Origin of the sequence: Acinetobacter sp. LF10 (genome assembly GCF_048585715.1) — a bacterium.
Lineage (GTDB): Bacteria > Pseudomonadota > Gammaproteobacteria > Pseudomonadales > Moraxellaceae > Acinetobacter.
Genome location: NZ_CP184160.1, coordinates 82204 through 101062, shown reverse-complemented (window position 1 = coordinate 101062; position 18859 = coordinate 82204). Strand labels below are relative to the sequence as shown.

Annotated in this window: 17 protein-coding genes and 1 pseudogene; 12 read left to right on the top strand and 6 right to left on the bottom strand. The window is 37.1% G+C overall.

All coding sequences use genetic code 11. From position 1 onward, the window contains the following. The first annotated feature begins 32 nt into the window (after nucleotides 1-32). On the top strand, nucleotides 33-1400 hold the full coding sequence (locus ACN19N_RS00455) for an MATE family efflux transporter (protein ID WP_420001768.1): 1368 nt from the start codon (nucleotides 33-35) through the stop codon (nucleotides 1398-1400). 63 nt (nucleotides 1401-1463) lie between these two features. Here ACN19N_RS00455 and ACN19N_RS00450 read toward each other — a convergent pair whose 3' ends face one another. Continuing rightward, nucleotides 1464-2291, bottom strand: a complete 828-nt coding sequence (locus ACN19N_RS00450) for an SDR family NAD(P)-dependent oxidoreductase (RefSeq protein WP_004659799.1) — start codon at nucleotides 2289-2291, stop codon at nucleotides 1464-1466. A 305-nt stretch (nucleotides 2292-2596) separates the two neighbouring features. On the opposite strand from ACN19N_RS00450, the gene ACN19N_RS00445 reads away from it, so the two are divergent. From ACN19N_RS00445 to ACN19N_RS00420, 6 genes and pseudogenes are all read left to right on the top strand, one after another. Next, a complete protein-coding gene (locus tag ACN19N_RS00445; protein ID WP_269229313.1) occupies nucleotides 2597-3274 on the top strand; it encodes a TetR/AcrR family transcriptional regulator in 678 nt (225 codons plus the stop codon). 250 nt (nucleotides 3275-3524) lie between these two features. Further along, nucleotides 3525-4235, top strand: coding sequence for a phosphate regulon transcriptional regulator PhoB (gene phoB, locus ACN19N_RS00440; RefSeq protein WP_004659793.1), 711 nt, complete (start codon nucleotides 3525-3527; stop codon nucleotides 4233-4235). Between the two features lie 8 nt (nucleotides 4236-4243). Continuing rightward, complete coding sequence (gene phoR, locus ACN19N_RS00435; protein ID WP_269229312.1) at nucleotides 4244-5602, top strand: phosphate regulon sensor histidine kinase PhoR; 1359 nt, start codon at nucleotides 4244-4246, stop codon at nucleotides 5600-5602. A gap of 122 nt (nucleotides 5603-5724) precedes the next feature. Further along, nucleotides 5725-6189, top strand: coding sequence for a DUF2147 domain-containing protein (locus tag ACN19N_RS00430; protein WP_241282303.1), 465 nt, complete (start codon nucleotides 5725-5727; stop codon nucleotides 6187-6189). A 243-nt stretch (nucleotides 6190-6432) separates the two neighbouring features. Further along, nucleotides 6433-6762: pseudogene (locus ACN19N_RS00425) on the top strand (LysR substrate-binding domain-containing protein); the annotation flags it as partial. A gap of 489 nt (nucleotides 6763-7251) precedes the next feature. Next, a complete protein-coding gene (locus tag ACN19N_RS00420; protein WP_420001767.1) occupies nucleotides 7252-8160 on the top strand; it encodes a LysR family transcriptional regulator in 909 nt (302 codons plus the stop codon). Nucleotides 8161-8585: 425 nt separating this feature from the next. On the opposite strand, the gene ACN19N_RS00415 is transcribed toward ACN19N_RS00420, so the two are convergent. Beyond that, a complete protein-coding gene (locus ACN19N_RS00415; RefSeq protein WP_420001766.1) occupies nucleotides 8586-9635 on the bottom strand; it encodes a hypothetical protein in 1050 nt (349 codons plus the stop codon). Nucleotides 9636-9958: 323 nt separating this feature from the next. Between ACN19N_RS00415 and ACN19N_RS00410 the strand changes: the two genes are divergently transcribed. The 4 genes from ACN19N_RS00410 to ACN19N_RS00395 all read left to right on the top strand — a co-directional run bounded on the left by ACN19N_RS00410 (nucleotide 9959) and on the right by ACN19N_RS00395 (nucleotide 13743). Then, a complete protein-coding gene (locus ACN19N_RS00410) occupies nucleotides 9959-10594 on the top strand; it encodes a CatB-related O-acetyltransferase (RefSeq protein WP_269229309.1) in 636 nt (211 codons plus the stop codon). Nucleotides 10595-10919: 325 nt separating this feature from the next. Then, a complete protein-coding gene (locus ACN19N_RS00405; RefSeq protein ID WP_420001765.1) occupies nucleotides 10920-11681 on the top strand; it encodes a substrate-binding domain-containing protein in 762 nt (253 codons plus the stop codon). A gap of 89 nt (nucleotides 11682-11770) precedes the next feature. Then, nucleotides 11771-12268 carry a YfbU family protein gene (locus ACN19N_RS00400; protein ID WP_420001764.1) on the top strand — a complete coding sequence of 166 codons (498 nt, stop codon included), beginning with the start codon at nucleotides 11771-11773 and terminating at the stop codon, nucleotides 12266-12268. 140 nt (nucleotides 12269-12408) lie between these two features. Beyond that, the gene (locus ACN19N_RS00395; RefSeq protein WP_420001763.1) at nucleotides 12409-13743 is read left to right on the top strand and encodes an ISNCY family transposase; all 1335 of its coding nucleotides are present in this window, start codon (nucleotides 12409-12411) and stop codon (nucleotides 13741-13743) included. A 150-nt stretch (nucleotides 13744-13893) separates the two neighbouring features. On the opposite strand, the gene ACN19N_RS00390 is transcribed toward ACN19N_RS00395, so the two are convergent. The 4 genes from ACN19N_RS00390 to pncB all read right to left on the bottom strand — a co-directional run bounded on the left by ACN19N_RS00390 (nucleotide 13894) and on the right by pncB (nucleotide 18254). Beyond that, entirely contained in the window at nucleotides 13894-14553 is a 660-nt protein-coding gene (locus ACN19N_RS00390) for a hypothetical protein (protein ID WP_420001762.1), read from the bottom strand. A 411-nt stretch (nucleotides 14554-14964) separates the two neighbouring features. Next, nucleotides 14965-15816, bottom strand: coding sequence for an archaetidylserine decarboxylase (asd, locus tag ACN19N_RS00385; protein ID WP_420001761.1), 852 nt, complete (start codon nucleotides 15814-15816; stop codon nucleotides 14965-14967). After that, nucleotides 15813-16661: a sulfurtransferase gene (locus tag ACN19N_RS00380; RefSeq protein ID WP_420001760.1), complete on the bottom strand. Its 849-nt coding sequence runs from the start codon at nucleotides 16659-16661 to the stop codon at nucleotides 15813-15815. The genes asd and ACN19N_RS00380 overlap by 4 nt, the downstream gene beginning before the upstream one ends. Before the next feature lie 378 nt (nucleotides 16662-17039). Beyond that, entirely contained in the window at nucleotides 17040-18254 is a 1215-nt protein-coding gene (pncB, locus tag ACN19N_RS00375) for a nicotinate phosphoribosyltransferase (RefSeq protein ID WP_420001759.1), read from the bottom strand. 152 nt (nucleotides 18255-18406) lie between these two features. On the opposite strand from pncB, the gene dtd reads away from it, so the two are divergent. After that, nucleotides 18407-18847 carry a D-aminoacyl-tRNA deacylase gene (gene dtd / locus ACN19N_RS00370; protein WP_420001758.1) on the top strand — a complete coding sequence of 147 codons (441 nt, stop codon included), beginning with the start codon at nucleotides 18407-18409 and terminating at the stop codon, nucleotides 18845-18847. Nucleotides 18848-18859 lie beyond the last annotated feature (12 nt).

Sequence of the window (18859 nt, the reverse complement as noted above, 5' to 3'; positions counted from 1 at the left end):
AACGTTTCTGGGCGAAGCGTGAAGGAAATAGAATGACACCACGCCAACCTTTGGTCATGCAACCCAATCTATGGAAAACTTTTTTTGTTTTTCTTGTTCCGTTGATTGCTACCAACATTTTACAGAACTTGTCGGGAACGATTAATACCATCTTTGTAGGTCAAATGATGGGAGTTGATGCGATTGCTGCGGTTTCTGTATTCTTCCCAATTCTTTTCTTTTTATTGGCATTTGTCATCGGGATCTCCGCAGGAACGACTGTACTGATTGGACAGGCATGGGGTGCACAAAATCTTGAAAAAGTCAGAAGTGTGATTGGTTCGACTCTATTTATGACTTTAATTGGGGGCAGCATTATTGCTGTTTTAGGTTGGAGCTTTGCCGAGCATATTTTGCAATTATTAGGTACAGATCCTAAAGTCATGCATCTTTCTTTACCTTATGTTCGTTGGATGCTGGTGGGTAGTCCATTACTGTTTGTCTATATTATTTATACTTCGATTTTACGCGGTGTCGGTGATAGTGTTACCCCTTTGATTGCATTGAGCCTAACCAGCCTGATTGGTTTGGCGGTAACACCTGTTTTGCTCAAAGGCTATTTTGGATTCCCTGCTCTGGGCATTGTCGCGCCTGCGGTGGCAACTATTATGGGATATGCCGCAGTCCTTATTTTTCTGAGCTTCTACCTTAATTACAAGAACCATCCACTGAAAATAGATGCCCGTCTATTGAAAAGTATTCGTCACGATAGCAATCTAAGCAAACTAATCTTAAAGCTTGGTATCCCAACAGGCATCCAAATGGTGACGACCTCATTGGCAGGCTTAGTCATCATTGGTTTGGTTAATCATTATGGTGCGCATGCGACCGCAGCGTATGGTGCAGTGAACCAAGTACTCAACTATATTCAGTTTCCTGCCCTCTCTATCTCAATTGCGGCTTCTATTTTTGCCGCGCAGGCGATTGGTGCTGGCAAGCCCGATTTACTGGCCAAAGTCACACGAACCGCTTTGGGAATGAATGTCATATTTACTGGTAGTTTGATCACTTTAGCCTACTTATTTTCCAAATATTTAATGGCATTATTTATTACTGATCACAGCGTCATTGAACTTGGGCAGCAGCTCTTATTCATCGTATTGTGGTCGCTTTTATTCTTTGGTGCGAGTGCTATTTTTGCTTCAATCATGCGGGCTAGTGGAACCGTCAATGTTCCGATGATGATTAATATTCTGACCATTATTGTAATTGAAGTTCCTTGTGCCTATTGGTTTAGTTCGTTATGGGGCTTAACGGGCATTTGGACTGCTTATGCACTTTCTTTTGTGTGCTTATGCGTATTACAAGCCTCTTATTATCAGTTCTTTTGGAAGAAAACCAAGATCAAAGTCCTTATTTAAAAATTTCTTTGATCCTCAAATAAAAAAGCCATTCTCTAAGAATGGCTTTTTTATGCTTGAAACTTACATCATTTTCGTTGCAAGTGCAGCAATACGTTGATAACCCGTCGGGAATAGACGTTGGAAAGAATCCACAATACGAGCATCTGTTCCAATTAACAGACGGCGTTTATCTTTCAATACTGCATTTAAAATCTGACGAGCAGCTTCTTCTGGCGGTGTACGTAAGAATTTATCAAACTGCTTGATCGATTTATTTGGATCCATGCCCAAGCTCTTTAAGCTGTCATTCATTTTAGCAGCTTTTGCGATATTGGTACGGATACCACCTGGGTGTACGCAAAGAGAACTTACGCCACTCTTTTCAATATCAAGTTCTTGACGTAATGATTCAGTAAAACCACGTACCGCAAATTTTGTTGCATTGTATGCAGATTGTGTTGGTTGCGAAGTTAAACCAAAAATACTTGATATATTAATGATATGACCATCTTTGGTTTGCTTAATGAATGGTAAGAATTCTTTGGTGCCGTAAACCACGCCCCAGAAGTTAATTCCCACGATCCACTCTAAATCTTCATAGCTTGCGCCTTCAACAGTTGAGCCAAGTGCCACACCTGCGTTATTGAAAATCATATTCACTGAGCCATGATCTTGAACAGTTTCTTGCGCCCATTGCTTCACCGCTTCACGGTTAGACACATCAAGAACTTTGGTCGTTACTGTGATTGGGTTTTGTTTTACCAACTCAACAGTTTGCGCTAATCCTTTCTCATTGATATCGCTCAATGACAAATGGCAACCTTGTTTAGCCAATAAAATTGCCAATTGTTGTCCAATCCCAGAACCTGCACCTGTGATCGCTGCGACTTTATTTTTAAAATTTTTCATTGCCTATCCTTTGTATTGCGAATGATATGCACACATTTGTCTTGATCATGTGCAGTTTAAGCTATAACCAATATAATTTTGACAATATGGGTTGTCAATATAGTACACTACAGCTTTAAGACAAATGGCAATAACCAACATATTACTTGTCATATTAGGTCTATTTACATTTCATGACGTAAGATGTTGAGATGTGATCAAGCATGTTTTACGAAATTTAGTTATTCTAAATCTGCAAGACCTGTTTAAAATGCAAATAAATCTTAGATATACGATTTAAAGACTTTTTAGGGAACGGTTTTTCCATGGCAACTGAAGATCTAGCGACACGCAAGAAAAATAATACCGAAGCGAAAGAGCGTCAGTTTAAAGGTCTCTCTTTAACTGAACGCAAAGAAGTTCGCCGCGAAAAGTTGATTGAAGCAGGCATTGCAACCTATGGTACACAGGGGTTTTTTTCGGTCACTGTCAAAGATGTCTGTAATGAGGCGAAGCTGACTGAGCGTTATTTTTATGAATCATTTAAGAAAAGTGAGGAACTTTTCCAAACGGTATTCTTAAGAATGATTGGCAAAATGCAAAATTGTTTAACCCAAGCCGTGCTGATGGCTGCGCCTGAACCTAAGAATATGGTCACGGCAGGTTTATCCGCATTATTAAGCGCAATTAAAGATGACCCTCGTATGGCACGAATTATTTATATCGATGCCATGTTGGTACAAGATTTACATAATCAGGCGACGATTCAAGAAACCTTGACTCAATTTGACCGAATTATCCAAGCTTTCGTGATGATTACCATGCCGAATGCACCTCAAAGTGGTGAAGAAGTTTCATTAATGGCAACAGGTTTAAATGGTTATGTGACGCATATTATTATTCGTTGGGTTTCCGAAGGTTTTAAACAGCCCTTAGAAGATGTGTTATCTGCTTGTTGTGCTGTTTTTTTATCATTTATTGAAACCACCTCACAAAAAAATTAAAATCCTTTTACAGTTTTGTGACGAACACAATAAAAAGGTTTCAATGGTATTAACCAAATGAATTGATTTGTTTTATTTACAAACAACTTGTCATCATTTGGTCACTACTCTGCCCTAGAATTGTCACAATTTATTGCTAAATTCGACTTTATTAACTCTTTTGCAATGATATTGTCATAATTAATCTTTGTAATAAGCCTGTCATAACAACAAAACGGTTCACCGTTACAGATTTTAAGGGTATTGCGCAGTGAAAGATGACTATATTTTAATTGTCGATGATGAGCTACCGATCCGCGAAATGATCCATACCTCTTTGGATATGGCAGGCTTCCAATGTTTACAAGCTGAGGATGCCAAACAAGCGCATCAGATTATCGTCGATCAGCGTCCTGCTCTTATTTTGCTGGATTGGATGCTACCAGGGGGTGTCAGTGGTGTAGATCTATGCCGTCGCCTCAAACGTGATGAAAACTTGGCAGAGATTCCTGTGATCATGCTCACTGCACGTGGTGAAGAAGACCATAAAGTGCAAGGACTTGATGCAGGTGCAGATGATTACATGACCAAACCATTCTCCACACGTGAATTGGTTTCTCGTATCAAGGCTGTATTACGTCGTGCCAATGCTCTCAGTGGCGAAAAAGTCATTGATGCCAATGGCTTAATGCTCGACCCAGTCAGCCAGCGTGTGAGCTTTGGTAACAGTATTCTCGATATGGGTCCAACCGAATATCGTTTATTGGCTTTCTTTATGACACACCCTGAACGTGCGTATACACGTGCACAATTACTGGATCAAGTTTGGGGTGGTAATGTCTATATCGAAGACCGAACCATTGACGTGCATATCCGACGTTTACGCAAAGTCTTAGAACCTTTTGGCGTAGATCGTTTTGTACAAACAGTACGTGGCACAGGCTATCGTTTTTCTACACGAGCTGATTTAGCAGCAGGTTAAAATCCTTTATGTATGAACCTTATCCCGTCCCTGAACTGGCACGTGAACATCAACGTTTCCGTGACAGCAATTTATGGACGTTTGCAAAACAAGATCTAAGACTGCTACTTTTTTTCTTATTGATTGCGAGCTTAATTGGATTCGGGGTTGGATACTTTTGGAGCTTTATTTTTGTCGCGTTCGTCGTTTTTTTTATACTCCAACTCCGCTCACTGTATTTAGTCAATGAGTGGATTTCAAATCGTCCCTATGATGTTCCCCCAAATCTAAGCGGTATTTGGGGTGCATTATTATTTAATGTCTATCGAGCGCAGCGACAAGAACGTATCGTTCAAGCCGAAATGGTAGGTTTGATTGATCGTGCTCAATCATCTCTGGTTGCATTGGCGGAAGCTGTGGTTTTGATTGATGACCAACATCAAATTGAATGGTGGAATCCTGCTGCCGAGAAGTTATTGGGCATCAATCCTTTGGATCGTGGACGTAATTTACTGGCTATTTTGCGTCAACCCAGTTTTATTGAATATTTTAATCATATCGATCAAGCACCTGATGGTATCCGTCTACAGGCTCAAATGGACGAAGACCGATATGTGCAAGTCAAATTAACTCGCTTTGGTGGCGAAAGTCGCTTATTGGTGGCGTATGACACCACTCGCGTACATAATCTTGAACAAATGCGTAAAGACTTCGTGGACAACATTTCTCATGAATTACGTACACCTCTCACCGTACTGAGTGGTTATATCGAAACATTTATCGATCAAGATGACATTACTCCTCGCTGGAAACGTGCTTTCACTCAAATGCAATCACAAACCAAACGTATGAATGCATTGGTGAATGATTTATTGCTTTTATCCAATTTAGAAAACAATAAAAAAGTCGCAAAAAATCAAATTATTGACATGGCAAATTTGATGAATCAATTATTTGATGATGCGCGTGCTTATAATCTCGATTATGGTCATACTTTAAATTTAGATATCGACAGTCATTGTGATTTAATCGGCTCTGATATGGAAATTGCTAGTGCGTTTAGTAATTTAATCACCAATGCAATTAAATACACGCCGAAAGGCGGCATTATTACGATTGGCTGGCATGAAGATGGCGATCACGCTTACTTTACCGTACAAGACAATGGAATTGGCATTAATCCAAAACATCTACCCCGTTTAACTGAGCGTTTTTATCGTGTTGACAGCGCACGTAGCCGTCAGACAGGGGGAACAGGTTTAGGCTTAGCAATTGTCAAACATGTTTTAATGCAACATGGTGCCCATTTAGAAATTAGCTCCAAAGAAAACGAAGGCTCAACCTTTACCGCTGTCTTTCCCAAAGAACGTTTGTATCGTATAGGTTAAAATAGAGGGAGCTAAAATTGCTCCCTAAATATTTAATATTACAATTTAATTACAATAATAATATAATAATATTCTGATTAATTTCACCGCTTACACATTCTTCTTTAGACGTAATATATTTTATGAATTCTCATTTCTTTCGTAGTTTCGCCTTTCTCCTAGGCTTAAGTAGTTCATTTTCAGCGATCGCAATGCCTACTGATCCATTGATCGGTACTTGGAAAGTGGTAGATGAACGGAGTGGTTCTTATCTATCGGATATTGTGATCAGACGTAATTCTAAAACTGAACAATACAGTGCTGTCATTGTGAAAATGTATCCTCAAGGCAAAGAGGCGATTCCTACACTATGCACCCCTTGTACTGGTGCTTTAAAAAATCAGCCGATTATTGGTATGGAAGTACTGAGTAATCTTAAAATGCTGAATCTAAATGAAGAATTTGGACAAGGTGTATGGATCAATCCTTATGATGGATATAAATATAGTTTGAATGCGCGTTTAAGCAAAACAGGTAAAATGCTCACGATAAATGCAAAAAACCCGAATAATAATACGTTTAGAAATATGACGTGGATTCGTCTCTAAATTTGAAATCTCTCTTTCAAGTTTAGATTAAAAATCCATCAAAAAGAGCGTATATAAATACGCTCTTTTTTCAAATAATTCTGTGATTTTGAGATCAATAACACATAGATAAAAATACATTTCAAATGAAGGAATGACTTAAACAGATACAATTTTCGACTCCACCAAATGGCTGGGTAAACCAAAGGTATAACAAGGTATCAGAACCATCAGACTTAAATCTAACAAAAATGCTTTTATTAAACTGATCTGCATGATCCTAGACAAATTATTGTCGCGAGTAAACATTATGCTTTACCCGATCCACGCATTCTAGTTTCTGAAACCTATTGGACGACTGATAATTTGTCGATGGCAATTCAGATGGTCGAGCAAGGATTAGGTTGGGGAAATTTTCCCCTTTCTGTTGTGAAAGAGCATTTTTATCAGCAAAGTTTAGCTCGTTTAGCATTTAGTGATACGACCAATGGGTTAGATATGCCGATTCAGGCGATTTGGCCAAGCTACAAATCGCTCAGCCAATCTTTGCAATTTCTTATTGAGTTTTGGGCAAAACAAATTCAAATCGAATAAAAAAAAGCCCGACATCCTGTCGAGCTTTTTTCATATTCCTTTCACTAGATACAACTCCTGTCATACCTCACATCCTGATGCACAAACTTATCATTCTTGTTTTATGTTTTGGAACTTCCTGTTCCTGATGTGTTCATATTAGACAATTCAATTAAAGCTGCAAATGGGATATTCACCTTAATCAATGTAAGAAAAAGCGTACATGATTAAATTTTAGATCCATTTATCAAATAGATTAAATCTAATCTTTAACTTAAATGAATGCGGTTAATCACCTAATAAATTCATATGATCTATTGAATTCGTCATTCCCATATAAGCATCATAGCTTTGAGCGAGCAGACAAATGATAACAAAAGCGATCAATATCAATATTTTCTTTGTCATGGTCATCTTCAGTTACTCAAATAAAGAATCTATGAAAAAGGTATAAGATTTTTACCATCTAATCTAATATAGAAAAAACAAGCAATAATCTAATTTTGAGATATGTGGACATTAAAACAATTCAATTATCTAATCACGATTGTTGAAACTGGTGGCTTTATCGCAGCGTCAGAAAAGCTTTTTATTGCCCAATCAGCTCTCAGCAGGCAAATTAAAAATTTAGAAGAAGAACTGGGTTTTGAAATTTTTGATCGCTCAGAGAAAAAAATAAGGCTCACCCCTGCAGGTGAAGCACTATATAAAAGTTTAAAGACCAATCTTGATCATTTAAAAAGCTCGATTGTGAGCGCTCAAAGTATTAGTCGCGGTGAAGGCAGAATTATTAAAATCGCACATTCTAGTAGTATTGTGCTTGATCAAAATAAGCTCGAAATCTTTGAGCAGTTGTGTGATACACATTTGATTAATATTGAAATGAATACTTTATCATCTGAACTACAGCTCGAATATTTATTAAATGGCAGCATTGATTTGGGCTTTATTCGCCCGCCGATTTATCACAATCTAAATGATGTAAATTCGATCAGTTTATACACTGCACCCCTATATGTGGCTGCTCATAGCGCAGACTCCTTTTTCTACGAAAAAGAAAGTGTGATGATTCGTGAGTTAGCACAACTTAATTTTGTTTCTGTGCCTCATAAAGGACGTGGTGGGCTAAGCTATCTAGCTGCTAATTTATGTTTGGTTAATGGTTTTACTCCCCAAAGAACCAAAATCTATTCGAGAAAAAGGTCTCAACTGGAATTAGTCGCGAATGGTTTTGGCATTTGTATTGTACCTGAGGAATTTAAAGTGATTCTTCCAAATAATGTCAGACTCATTCCCATTCATGATGACAATGCTTTGAGTGAAGTCAGATTAATCTGGAAAAAGGATCAAGACCCTATCATTAACAGTTGTGCAGATGCTATTCATACTTATTACAATGCTAAGCAGATGAATTTTTAGGAACTTACTGAGTTCAGATCAAATGAAAAAGCCCGACATCCTGTCGGGCTTTTTCGTATTTCGCACTTTAGGTATAACTCCTGTCCTACCTCACGTCCTGATGCTCAAACTTATCATTCTTGTTTTATGTTTTGGAACTTCCTGTTCCTGATGAGTTGATATTAGGTGATTTAGATGGGTACGGATATGGGTCATTGACTAGAATTGGTGTAAGAAAAAGCGTACATGGTTAATTTTATACTTGGTAAAAAATATCAAAACTGCTTAAAAAGAAGCCAACTCGTTTCCGAGTCGGCTTTTTAGTGTTTTTTTGGGTTATGTAAAATTCACAAATAATTGATTTAATTAAAATAATTAAGAATGGTTTCGCATAACGCTCATTATGTTAATTTTAGGAAAATTCCACATTACTTACTTGATAAAAATCAAATCCTAACACCAATCATTCCAAGAATTATGGCAGATGCAACAATCAAACTTCCGATGAGACCAACTCCCCACAAGTAATTGATTACAGGTTGCCTAACACCATGAGCTTTAAATAAAAACATTAGTCCTGTTGCAAGATGAGCTAAAACAAAAAATACACCTAGAAAATAATGCGGTACTAAACGTATATTCCATGGATCATAGATTAGTCCTGAAGGGTACCCAGTGGCAAAATTCCAGTCTGTTTCAATTCCGAGATAAGTTCTAGCGTAAATAAAAACGGAATTCATGTGTCCTAGAATGAAAATAGATAAATACAACCCTGATGCAATTTGAAAAGTCCGAAAAAAATCGTGTTTTTTTCCGCTCCATTTCCATGCTAGATAAAGTCCGCTTCCTACCTGAAACAAGAATGCAGCAACCAATAATGGTTCGATAAAAGCGGCACGATAAATAATCCGCCCAATATTCATAACGATTTCATATTGAGTAGGTCCAATCAGCCCTACCAGATGATTTCCCAAGTGGAAAATAACGTAAACACAAACAATTAATGCACATATTCCATGGGCAACTCGCCACCGTGCCATATTAATAGGCATTTCTACAGAAGAGTTATAGTCAGTTGAGCGAAATGCCCATATTGCTACAAGCAGCCATATGATGCACCAAATCCATGGATCAGGAATAGAACTTCCAACAAGAGCTTGTACTACCCCTAGTAAAACATATAGCGTGGGAGATACCACGCAGGCATAAGCTAAACGTCTAACGTTCTTCGGGATGTTCGCATAACATGACACAACAATCCCTGTAACTGGAACTAACAGAGTACAGATAAGAATAAAAGATGCTATTAAAATCTGAAGTAAGTTCATTTTTTCTGCCGATGTGCTAGCAACTTCATGAAAGAGCATCAGCAAGAATGGATAACAAATAGCTCCTAATAATGGAATAAATGAAACGGGATTGAATCGACTTATTCGACTATTTTTTTCAGAAGAGACAGAAGTAGAAAGCCTACTTCTGTTTTTTTGACTTGGCATTAAAAAAGCTCTAAATAAAAGTTTATAAAGTTGTTTGGCTTGAATGAAGAAAATTTTTAGCAGTTCATGAGCTAAAACGGCTATTTTTACATATGCTTAGAATTCCTTATGTTTGATATTTATTAATATATTTAAATCATTAATTTAGCTAAAATAATTTTTTATGAGTTCAAGGCAAATGAACAACTTATTTACATTTTTTATCAACTTATCTGATTGAAAAATAAATAATAAATTTAAATTGTTACTTGATCATAATTGAATTAGAAAAATAAATTTGTTATTTCATCTTTACAAAATTAGCTACGATTAAGAGTAAGAGAATGAACAAACCACATTGGTCACAAGTTGAATATTTACATCAAACAGTTAAGAATCCAAATATTCATATTAAAGGTACAACCAGTTACTACAGCCATGCATGGAGTGATTCATTTGAACAAAGTGTAGTGAGATATCTGTATGGTGATGAATACAGTTTAAAAGCTTGGGAACCTCTTTGGGAAATAGATCAGTTGCATATTGGTAGTTATGTTTGTATTGCTGCAGAAGCCGTAATTCTCATGGGAGGTAATCATACTCATCGTACAGATTGGTTTAGTTTGTATCCATTTATGGAGCATATTGTTGATGCTTATCAAATGAAGGGAGATACAATCATTGGAGATGGTGCATGGATTGGTATGAGAGCTATGATTATGCCAGGAATTAATATTGGGGAAGGCGCTATTGTAGCCTCTGGTAGTATCGTAACGAAAGATGTTGAGCCGTATAGTATCGTAGCAGGAAACCCTGCTCAAAAAGTGAAAATGAGGTTTAGTAATGAGGTAATACAAGAACTTTTAAATTTAAAATTATATGATTTAGAACCAGAAAAGTTTAATCAATTAATTCCTTATTTAGTGCAGTCCGATATCAATCTGTTAAAAGAAAGGTATTACCACTTAGTTAATGATTAATATTAAAATCCCTCAATCAAACCTATATTTTTAATTAATATAAATCATAACCTCACCATAAAAATCTAAATAAAAATTTAAAAATGCACGCTAATAAGAGGTGTGTATTTTTAAATTTCCCCACAGAAGCGTTCAATTAATAGTCATTTTATAAAACGTTTAAGAGACTCTTTTTAAAATCAATTTTTTTTTACGTTTTAATTAGCTAATCAACCAAATCCTATGCAGCTAAAAATACAAATAGCAGGAAAATTAATACAAAAATTAAAAAAAACTGATAATAAATAACATTATAGTGCTTAATACATCAACTAGGTAATTGAAAATGTTAAAAAAATATAGACTAAGTCACTACTTCTTTCCATTAATACTATCTTGTTTTTCTATAGACGCCATAGCCGCTATTAATGTATACGGCCCCGGTGGTCCTGCACCAGCTATCCATGAGGCTGCGAAGCAATTTAAAAATAAAACTGGAATTGAAGTAAATGTCGTCGCAGGACCAACAGCACAATGGGAAGAAAAAGCTAAATTAGATGCCGATATATTTTATAGTGGCTCTGAGGCCATGATGTCTGATCTAGAGTTAAAATTCTCTAATCAAATTATAAAAGATTCTATAGAACCGATATATATACGTCCTGCTGCTATTTTAGTCAGAAAAGGGAACCCAAAAAATATTCAGGGGTTTCATGATCTTGCTAAGCCTAATACAAAAGTTTTAGTTACACATGGTGCAGGACAAGTCGGTATGTGGGAGGATATTGCGGGTCGAACTGGAAATATTCAATTAACCAAGTCATTTAGAAAAAACATTGTCATGTTTGCTCCTAATACAGGAGTTGCCAAAAAAAATTGGGAAGAAAACAGTAGCTATGATGCTTGGTTAGTATTTAATATTTGGGGTATTAGCAATCCTGATATAGGTCAAATCATTCCTATAGAGCCAAATTTGGTTATTTATCGCGATACAGGTATTGCTTTAACTCAACATAGTTTGAAAAATTCTGAAGCTAAGAGTTTTATAGAATTTTTAAAATCCCAACAAGGTAATACTATTTTCAAAAAATTTGGTTGGACAAAGTAATTTATTTTTATGAATTAAGCCCAAATAGTCACATTTCTTTAAACAAGTATTAAAGAATCTTGCAGACAACAATTTTTTTAGAGATAGAAATGAAAATTGAATTAACAGATAAAGAACGACTATTTCTAGCTAATCAGCATGAAATTTTAAGCCATCTAGATGCTGATAATTCAGACTATCACTTAAAGTTAGCTGAACAACTACGTGATGGTCATAAGTGGTTATATTCACAAAGTTTCGATAACTTCTCTGAAAATTTATCTGATGATGATGCTGAGCTTGTTTTAAATATCTTACAAATCTATCAAATGATTGAAGATGCTTATGATGGACTATCAGATAAGAGCCTAATTTCAGAACATCAAATTAAGTTCCCTGGTTTTGATGGTAATAATGAAACTGAATTTATGGGCTTTGTTGATGCTTTAGAAAAATCCCATTGTTTTACTGATGTAATTCAAAATGGACACAGAAACTCTCATTCAGCTAAAGTTCATGTGTATAAACGAATGATTGCTAAGTGGCAAGAGTTTGGTGAGCCTTATAGTTTAACCAAAGAACAGCTAATCGAGATTTTAGGAAGATAATGAAGTTTTCCTACAATTAACATAATACGCCTTATGCGAAGCTATGAGTGTTAGAACCCATTTAAAATGTCTATATTCTCACCAATAAAAATGTCTAGTTTATGATGGTTTAACCATCATGGACTGGATATGAAATATAGATGCTGATCACTATGTCTGACAAAGAAATACAACGTCTTGCAGTCCTGCAAGACGTTCGAGATCAACGTATTACCCAAGTTCGTGCTGCTGAAATCCTCAATCTTTCAACTCGTCAAATTACCCGGTTATTACAAAAGCTCAATCAAGATGGTGTTTCAGGTATGGCGCATGCCAGTCGTGGTCAACCAGGTCATCATCGCCATGATGATTTATTAAAATCAAAATGTCTTTCCATTATTTCTGAGCATCTGCTGGGATTTGGACCCACCTTGGCCCATGAGAAGCTCAGCAGCATATTTGACCTGAATATCCCGGTAGAAACGCTTCGGCGCTGGATGACGGTAAATGATCTCTGGATTCCGCGATCCAGGCGCCTGAAACGTCCATATCAGCCTCGTTATAACCGAGATTGCTTCGGTGAACTGATCCAGATTGATGGCTCTTATCATGACTGGTTTGAAGGACGAGCAGCCAAATGCTGCTTGTTGGTTTATATCGATGATGCCACTGGAAAACTATTGCATCTGCGCTTTTGTGAGGCGGAAACCACTTTCGACTATATGCTTTCCACCCGAGCCTACATTGAACAATATGGCAAGCCTCTGGCTTTTTATAGCGACAAACACTCGGTATTCCGAGTGAATCAGAAATCGAGCCAAGATAGCCAGATCACGCAATTTGGGCGGATTCTGAACGAGTTAAACATAGATATTATCTTTGCCAACTCACATCAGGCCAAAGGTCGTGTAGAGCGTGCCAACAGAACACTTCAGGATCGCCTGATCAAGGATATGCGTCTGGAAGGTATTAGTTCGATTGCCGAAGCCAATGCTTGGCTACCCTGCTTCATTGAGCAGTTCAATCAGAAGTTCGCCAAGTGTGCGAGAAACCCAAAAAACTTGCATCGCCCTTTAACGGAATCTGATGCTGAGCTAGATGATATTTTCACCTGGCAGGAACCACGTAAAGTCACGAAGAACCTGACCATCACCTATGACAAGTGTATTTATCTGCTTGAGCCAACACCAATCAATCATAAGCTTGTTGGGCACTACATTTCATTTCTGGAGTACCCGGATGGCACTGTGGCCATCATGCATGAAGGACGGAAGATTAACTATAGCGTCTTCAATAAACTGGCTGGACTACAGCAGAATGAAGTGGTTGAGAATAAAAGATTAGGCTCAGTTCTGGCCCATATTCAGCAACAACATGAAGAGTTGGAAAAACAAAATAAACGTACTCGTGCCAAGAAAAGTATGCCAAGCCGTAAAGCTCAGAAAGCTGTGATTGAACAAAGAAATTTAAATCCTGTTCTTGACTCTTGTGGTTAAAAACAGGACATTTTAAATGGTTTATCGCATAGACATTTTAATTGGTGAATAACAAGATAGTTTCGCACAAGCGCCATTATGTTAAATTGAAGTTCGTTTCAGGCTTTATTTAACTGAAACATATTTACTAAATTGATAGCTATTCACATCTCAATTTGCCCGTAACTTCTTTTCAAAGTGATGATTAGGTGTACAGATTATATTTACATTTGGACTAATTTTATGAGTGATCGCATATACCGATTTTAACTGTGGCGAAACATAAATAAGAGCTAGGTATAATTGAAACAGTGATACTTGCTCTGAAACGGATTGATTAAGAGTATTTAACCTTTCACGTTTATCAACATCTGAATGAAAAAAGTCAGAATTAAACCAAAGATTAATTATTTCCCTATTGCTTACTGCATGCCCCATATTATTACTGACATCACAACCATTCATTAGACTAAAGTATTGTTTGCGTACTAAATCAAGATAGTTACATGCCCACTCATCTTTAGACCGTTTTCTTAAAAGATTAATAATCGATTCAAGCTTAGTTGGTTCTTTGTCAGCATAAAAGAAACGAAATTTGATTGCGATGTTTTGAATGTGATCAATATCTGGCATATTAGCTTCAAATGTTGCTTTTCTCACTTCTACATCATCAGATATTACATGTTTAGACATAGCCAGAACAGAATAACGCTTCAATGCTGTGTAATAGTTTTCCACTCTTCGTCTAAATTCATATATGTAAAACAACTCCTGTTCAGAAAGTGGATCGATTTCACTTTCTCGACTTATTAAATAACTAGGAATATTCATTATGTTCCTTTAGATATAAAAATTTAATAGATAGAATTTGCTTACTCTTTAGCTTTCCACACGTAAATATTTGACCAAATTATTCGATGCTAAAACTATTGAGGTTAATTCTTTTTTCTACTAATTAATCCAATAATTTTTTTTCATCACTTGACTTTAAACCAAATACTTTTATCTTCATGTAACTTTTTCTTATTTATGAAACTACCTAAACATTAAACTAAACAAGAACTGGAATCATAAATTATTTATTTCTGAAGAAAAGATCAACTCTAAACTGAAAAATCGTACACGCTATTAAACATAGTATGTACGATTCTATTGAATAATATAGTTCAAATATATGAATTAATATTTTTAATTAATACATATATTTTACTATAAACAACGTTAAGAGTTTTTATAATTTTATTATAGCGAATGCCCCAACCGCTCACCCATCACCACAGTCGAGTTGGCTTTAAACTGCTCTTCCCAAACCATTTTATCTTTTTCAAATAAAACAACAGCAGTTGAACCTAGATAGAAACGACCTAACTCTGCGCCTTTATCTAACTGCATTTGATGATGTTGTAATTCAACACGACCTGTTGGTTTTACTTTACCTGTCGCAACAGTTTCAATACCCGCAACAATCATTGCGCCGACTAAGACCACCGCCATACGACCAAGTTCAGTGTCAAACAAACATACCATACGCTCATTACGTGCAAACAAACCTGGCACATTTTCAGCCGTGGTTTGGTTGACTGAGAACAACTCACCTGGAATATATAGAGTTTCGGTCAACGTGCCCGCCAATGGCATATGTACACGGTGATAATCTCTCGGTGACAAGTAAACCGTTGCAAACTGACCATCGATAAATGGTTTCGCCAATTGCGGATCGCCAATCAATTTATCAACAGAAAAGCTTTGACCTTTGGCTTGAAAAATATCACCCGCTTCAATTTTACCCAACTGTGAAATTGCACCATCAGCAGGACACACAATACTATCCGCTTGTTCATCTACACCACGTACACCATCTTTAAGCGCACGAGTAAAAAATTCATTAAATGACTTATATTGGTTCGGATTGGTTTGCTTGGCAATGCTCATATCAATGCCGTATTTTGCTTTGAATGCTTGAATTACAGCAGTTTTCACCAAAACATTTTCACTTGCGGCAACTTTACCAATCACACGGCTGAGTTGATGTTGCGGTACTAAATTTTGTGCTTGGATAAAAAGTTGTTTTTTTAAATCTGCTGAAAAACTCAAGATGGTGACTCCCCTGAAATAATAGGACTATCGAGGCGATTGCCCCATTCACTCCACGCACCGTCATAGGCTCTAACTTGCCAATTGAGCAATCTTGCCAAGATATATGCCAAGCCCGAACGATGGTGAGACTGACAATACACCACGACAGGTTGTTGTAAATTAAAGCCTAATTGTTCTAAACGTTGTTGTGTGCGTTCAAGCGAGTGTAATTTTAGATGATTTTCACGGTTTAGGGCAGTACTCCATTCAAAATGCAATGCATTTGGGATGTGACCACCGCGTCGTGCAGCTAAACGTAGTCCAGTATATTCTTCATTGGTACGACAATCCCAGAGCTGAATATTCTGTTCTTGCACTTGCTGAAGTAATTCGTTGTACTCAATACGATGTTGTTGCACCGTCTCTAAATCAACGTGTAGAAGATCAGCGACTGGTATGACTTTTTCAACATCTGCGGTTGTTGGCAAAGCTGCACCTAACCAAGCATGAATCCCACCATTAATCAAACTGGTGCGGTTAAAACCAAGACAATGTAAATTCCAGATTAAACGCCCTGCCCATGCGCCACCCTCATCGTCATAGACCACGACATGGTGCTGAGGGGTAATATTCAATTTCTCAATTAAAGCCTGCAAACCTGCTAGATCAGGTAATACCCCATTCGCCTGTTCATGCTGTGCAACCAAGAATTTAGGCTGTAAATGAATGGCATGAGGAATATGCAATTGTTCATAAACAGATGCTCGGCTTAAATCAACGACACGAATCAGCTCATGTCCTATATAAGGTACAACTTCTTCAGGCTCAATCAGTAAACCCAGTTTAAAATCTACATCAGTCATTTTTATGCTGTTTTGTCATCCGCATTGGGGATGATTTTAGCATAGCCGACTTTTTATCTTTGTCTGATTTTTTGCATTCAATTAGCAGAAAATTAGATATACTGTCTGACGAATATCCATAATGCTTTTGAGATTTAATATAACCTATCCCATTAAATTGGATACTCGAAAACGTCATCCACAACCTGCGAAATATCTACAAGATATTGTTTCTGCGAAATATAAAAATAGAAGAAGGAAGTGAACAGGTTTTGTGGATGACAATGGTTTTGCCTACTTTTCCCGAAAGAAAAGTAGGTCGAACCGAAGGTTGAACCTAATATTTAAAAAATGCCCAGTAAGACACCGCCATCACCACCATCCTATCAACGTGTTTGCTTAGACACTAACTTCGTTCTGTTCAATCTCAAACACCTGTCTTAAATATGCAAGGAAAGTTTCATTATCCGTCATGGTTTTACCCGAACTATCAGAAATTTTTGCCACCGACTGACCATTACACTCCACCAATTTCAACACAATATTCAATGGCGTCTGTCCCATATCATTGGTTAAATTCGTCCCAATCCCAAAACTCACTTGGAAACGATCCTTAAAATATTGATGTAATAACCATGCTTTTTCTAAATTCAAACCATCACTAAAAGTCAGCATCTTGGTTTTGGTATCAATCTTTAATTTACGATAGTGTGCATAGGCTTTATCGCCCCATTCGTACGGATCACCACTGTCATGACGTAGGCCATCAAAGAGTTTGGCAAAATACAAATCAAAATCACGTAAGAAAGCATCGATTCCCACTACATCAGTCAAGGCAATGCCTAAATCCCCCCGATATTCTTGTACCCATGCTTCTAGAGCTGCTTTTTGAAAATTACGTAATCGGACATCTAAAGCCTGAAAGGCTTGTAAAAACTCATGTGCCATCGTCCCGATTGGGCTAATACCCAGCTCTTTAGCAAGTAGAACATTACTGGTTCCACGAAACACTTTTGGTGCAACCGCATGAAAGGCTTGTACCACATGTTTTTGCCATTCAAAACTATAACGACGGCGTGTACCAAAATCCGAAACTAAAAATGGTGGATCACTCTCTTTTTGTTCTTTAGCATATTGTTCTAACTGAAGTAATTTCTGTTGTAAGCGACGTTCACCTTCCGCCAATACTTCATCGCTACGGATACGGCGGAAATACAATTCATTGACGATCGCCAATACAAAAATCTCAAACATCATCGCTTGAACCATCGGCCCTTCGATACGAATGTCCAACCGACCTGATTCATCAATACTGGCTTGAATAAATCGACGTTTAAGCTGAAATAATTCTAAATAATCAACAAAATCACTTTTAATGAAACGTAAAGAACGAAGATATTGCAATTCATCTTCGGCAAAACGCAATTCACAGAGTAAATCAAGCTGATGATTCAGATCTTCTAGAATCTCAACCAAAGGATAAACCGTATCTTCTAAGTTTCGACAGCGAAATAAATACACGCTATGCGTCTGTGGAAATTGATGCAGCACCACTTGTAGCATGGTGAATTTATATAAGTCAGTGTCGAGTAAAGATCGAATAATGGCAGACATAGCGGATGGTTATAACCAATTCTTTTGCATAATAATTGTTGTTATACAATCAAATTAGGCTTGTTGAATAGTAGACTTTTGCTGCACAACTCATTTTTATATGCGGTGTCTGTTACACTGCCTCATTCTATTTCACCTATTTTTTTAATCTTATGCGCGCATTAATTCAACGAGTTCTAGAAGCGAAAGTCGTGGTTGAGGGTCAAACCACGGGCGAAATTCAGCACGGCTTACTCGTATTCTTAGGTCTAGGTAAAAGCGATACTTTAGAGCAAGGACAAAAGCTCATTGATAAGATTTTAAAATATCGAATTTTCGATGATGAACAAGGCAAAATGGGGTGGAATGTCAGTCAAGCCAAAGGTGGACTTTTATTGGTTTCGCAATTTACTTTGATGGCACAAACACAAAAAGGCTTACGTCCTGACTTTGGACCTGCCATGCCGCCAGCCGAAGCGAAAGCTTTGTATGAGCAATTGGTTGAGTATGCGCGTCAACAATTTGCTCATGTCCAAACAGGTATTTTTGCTGCTGATATGAAAGTTCATTTAATCAATGACGGACCAGTGACTTTTAATTTAGAAATTGAATAAATGAGACATAAA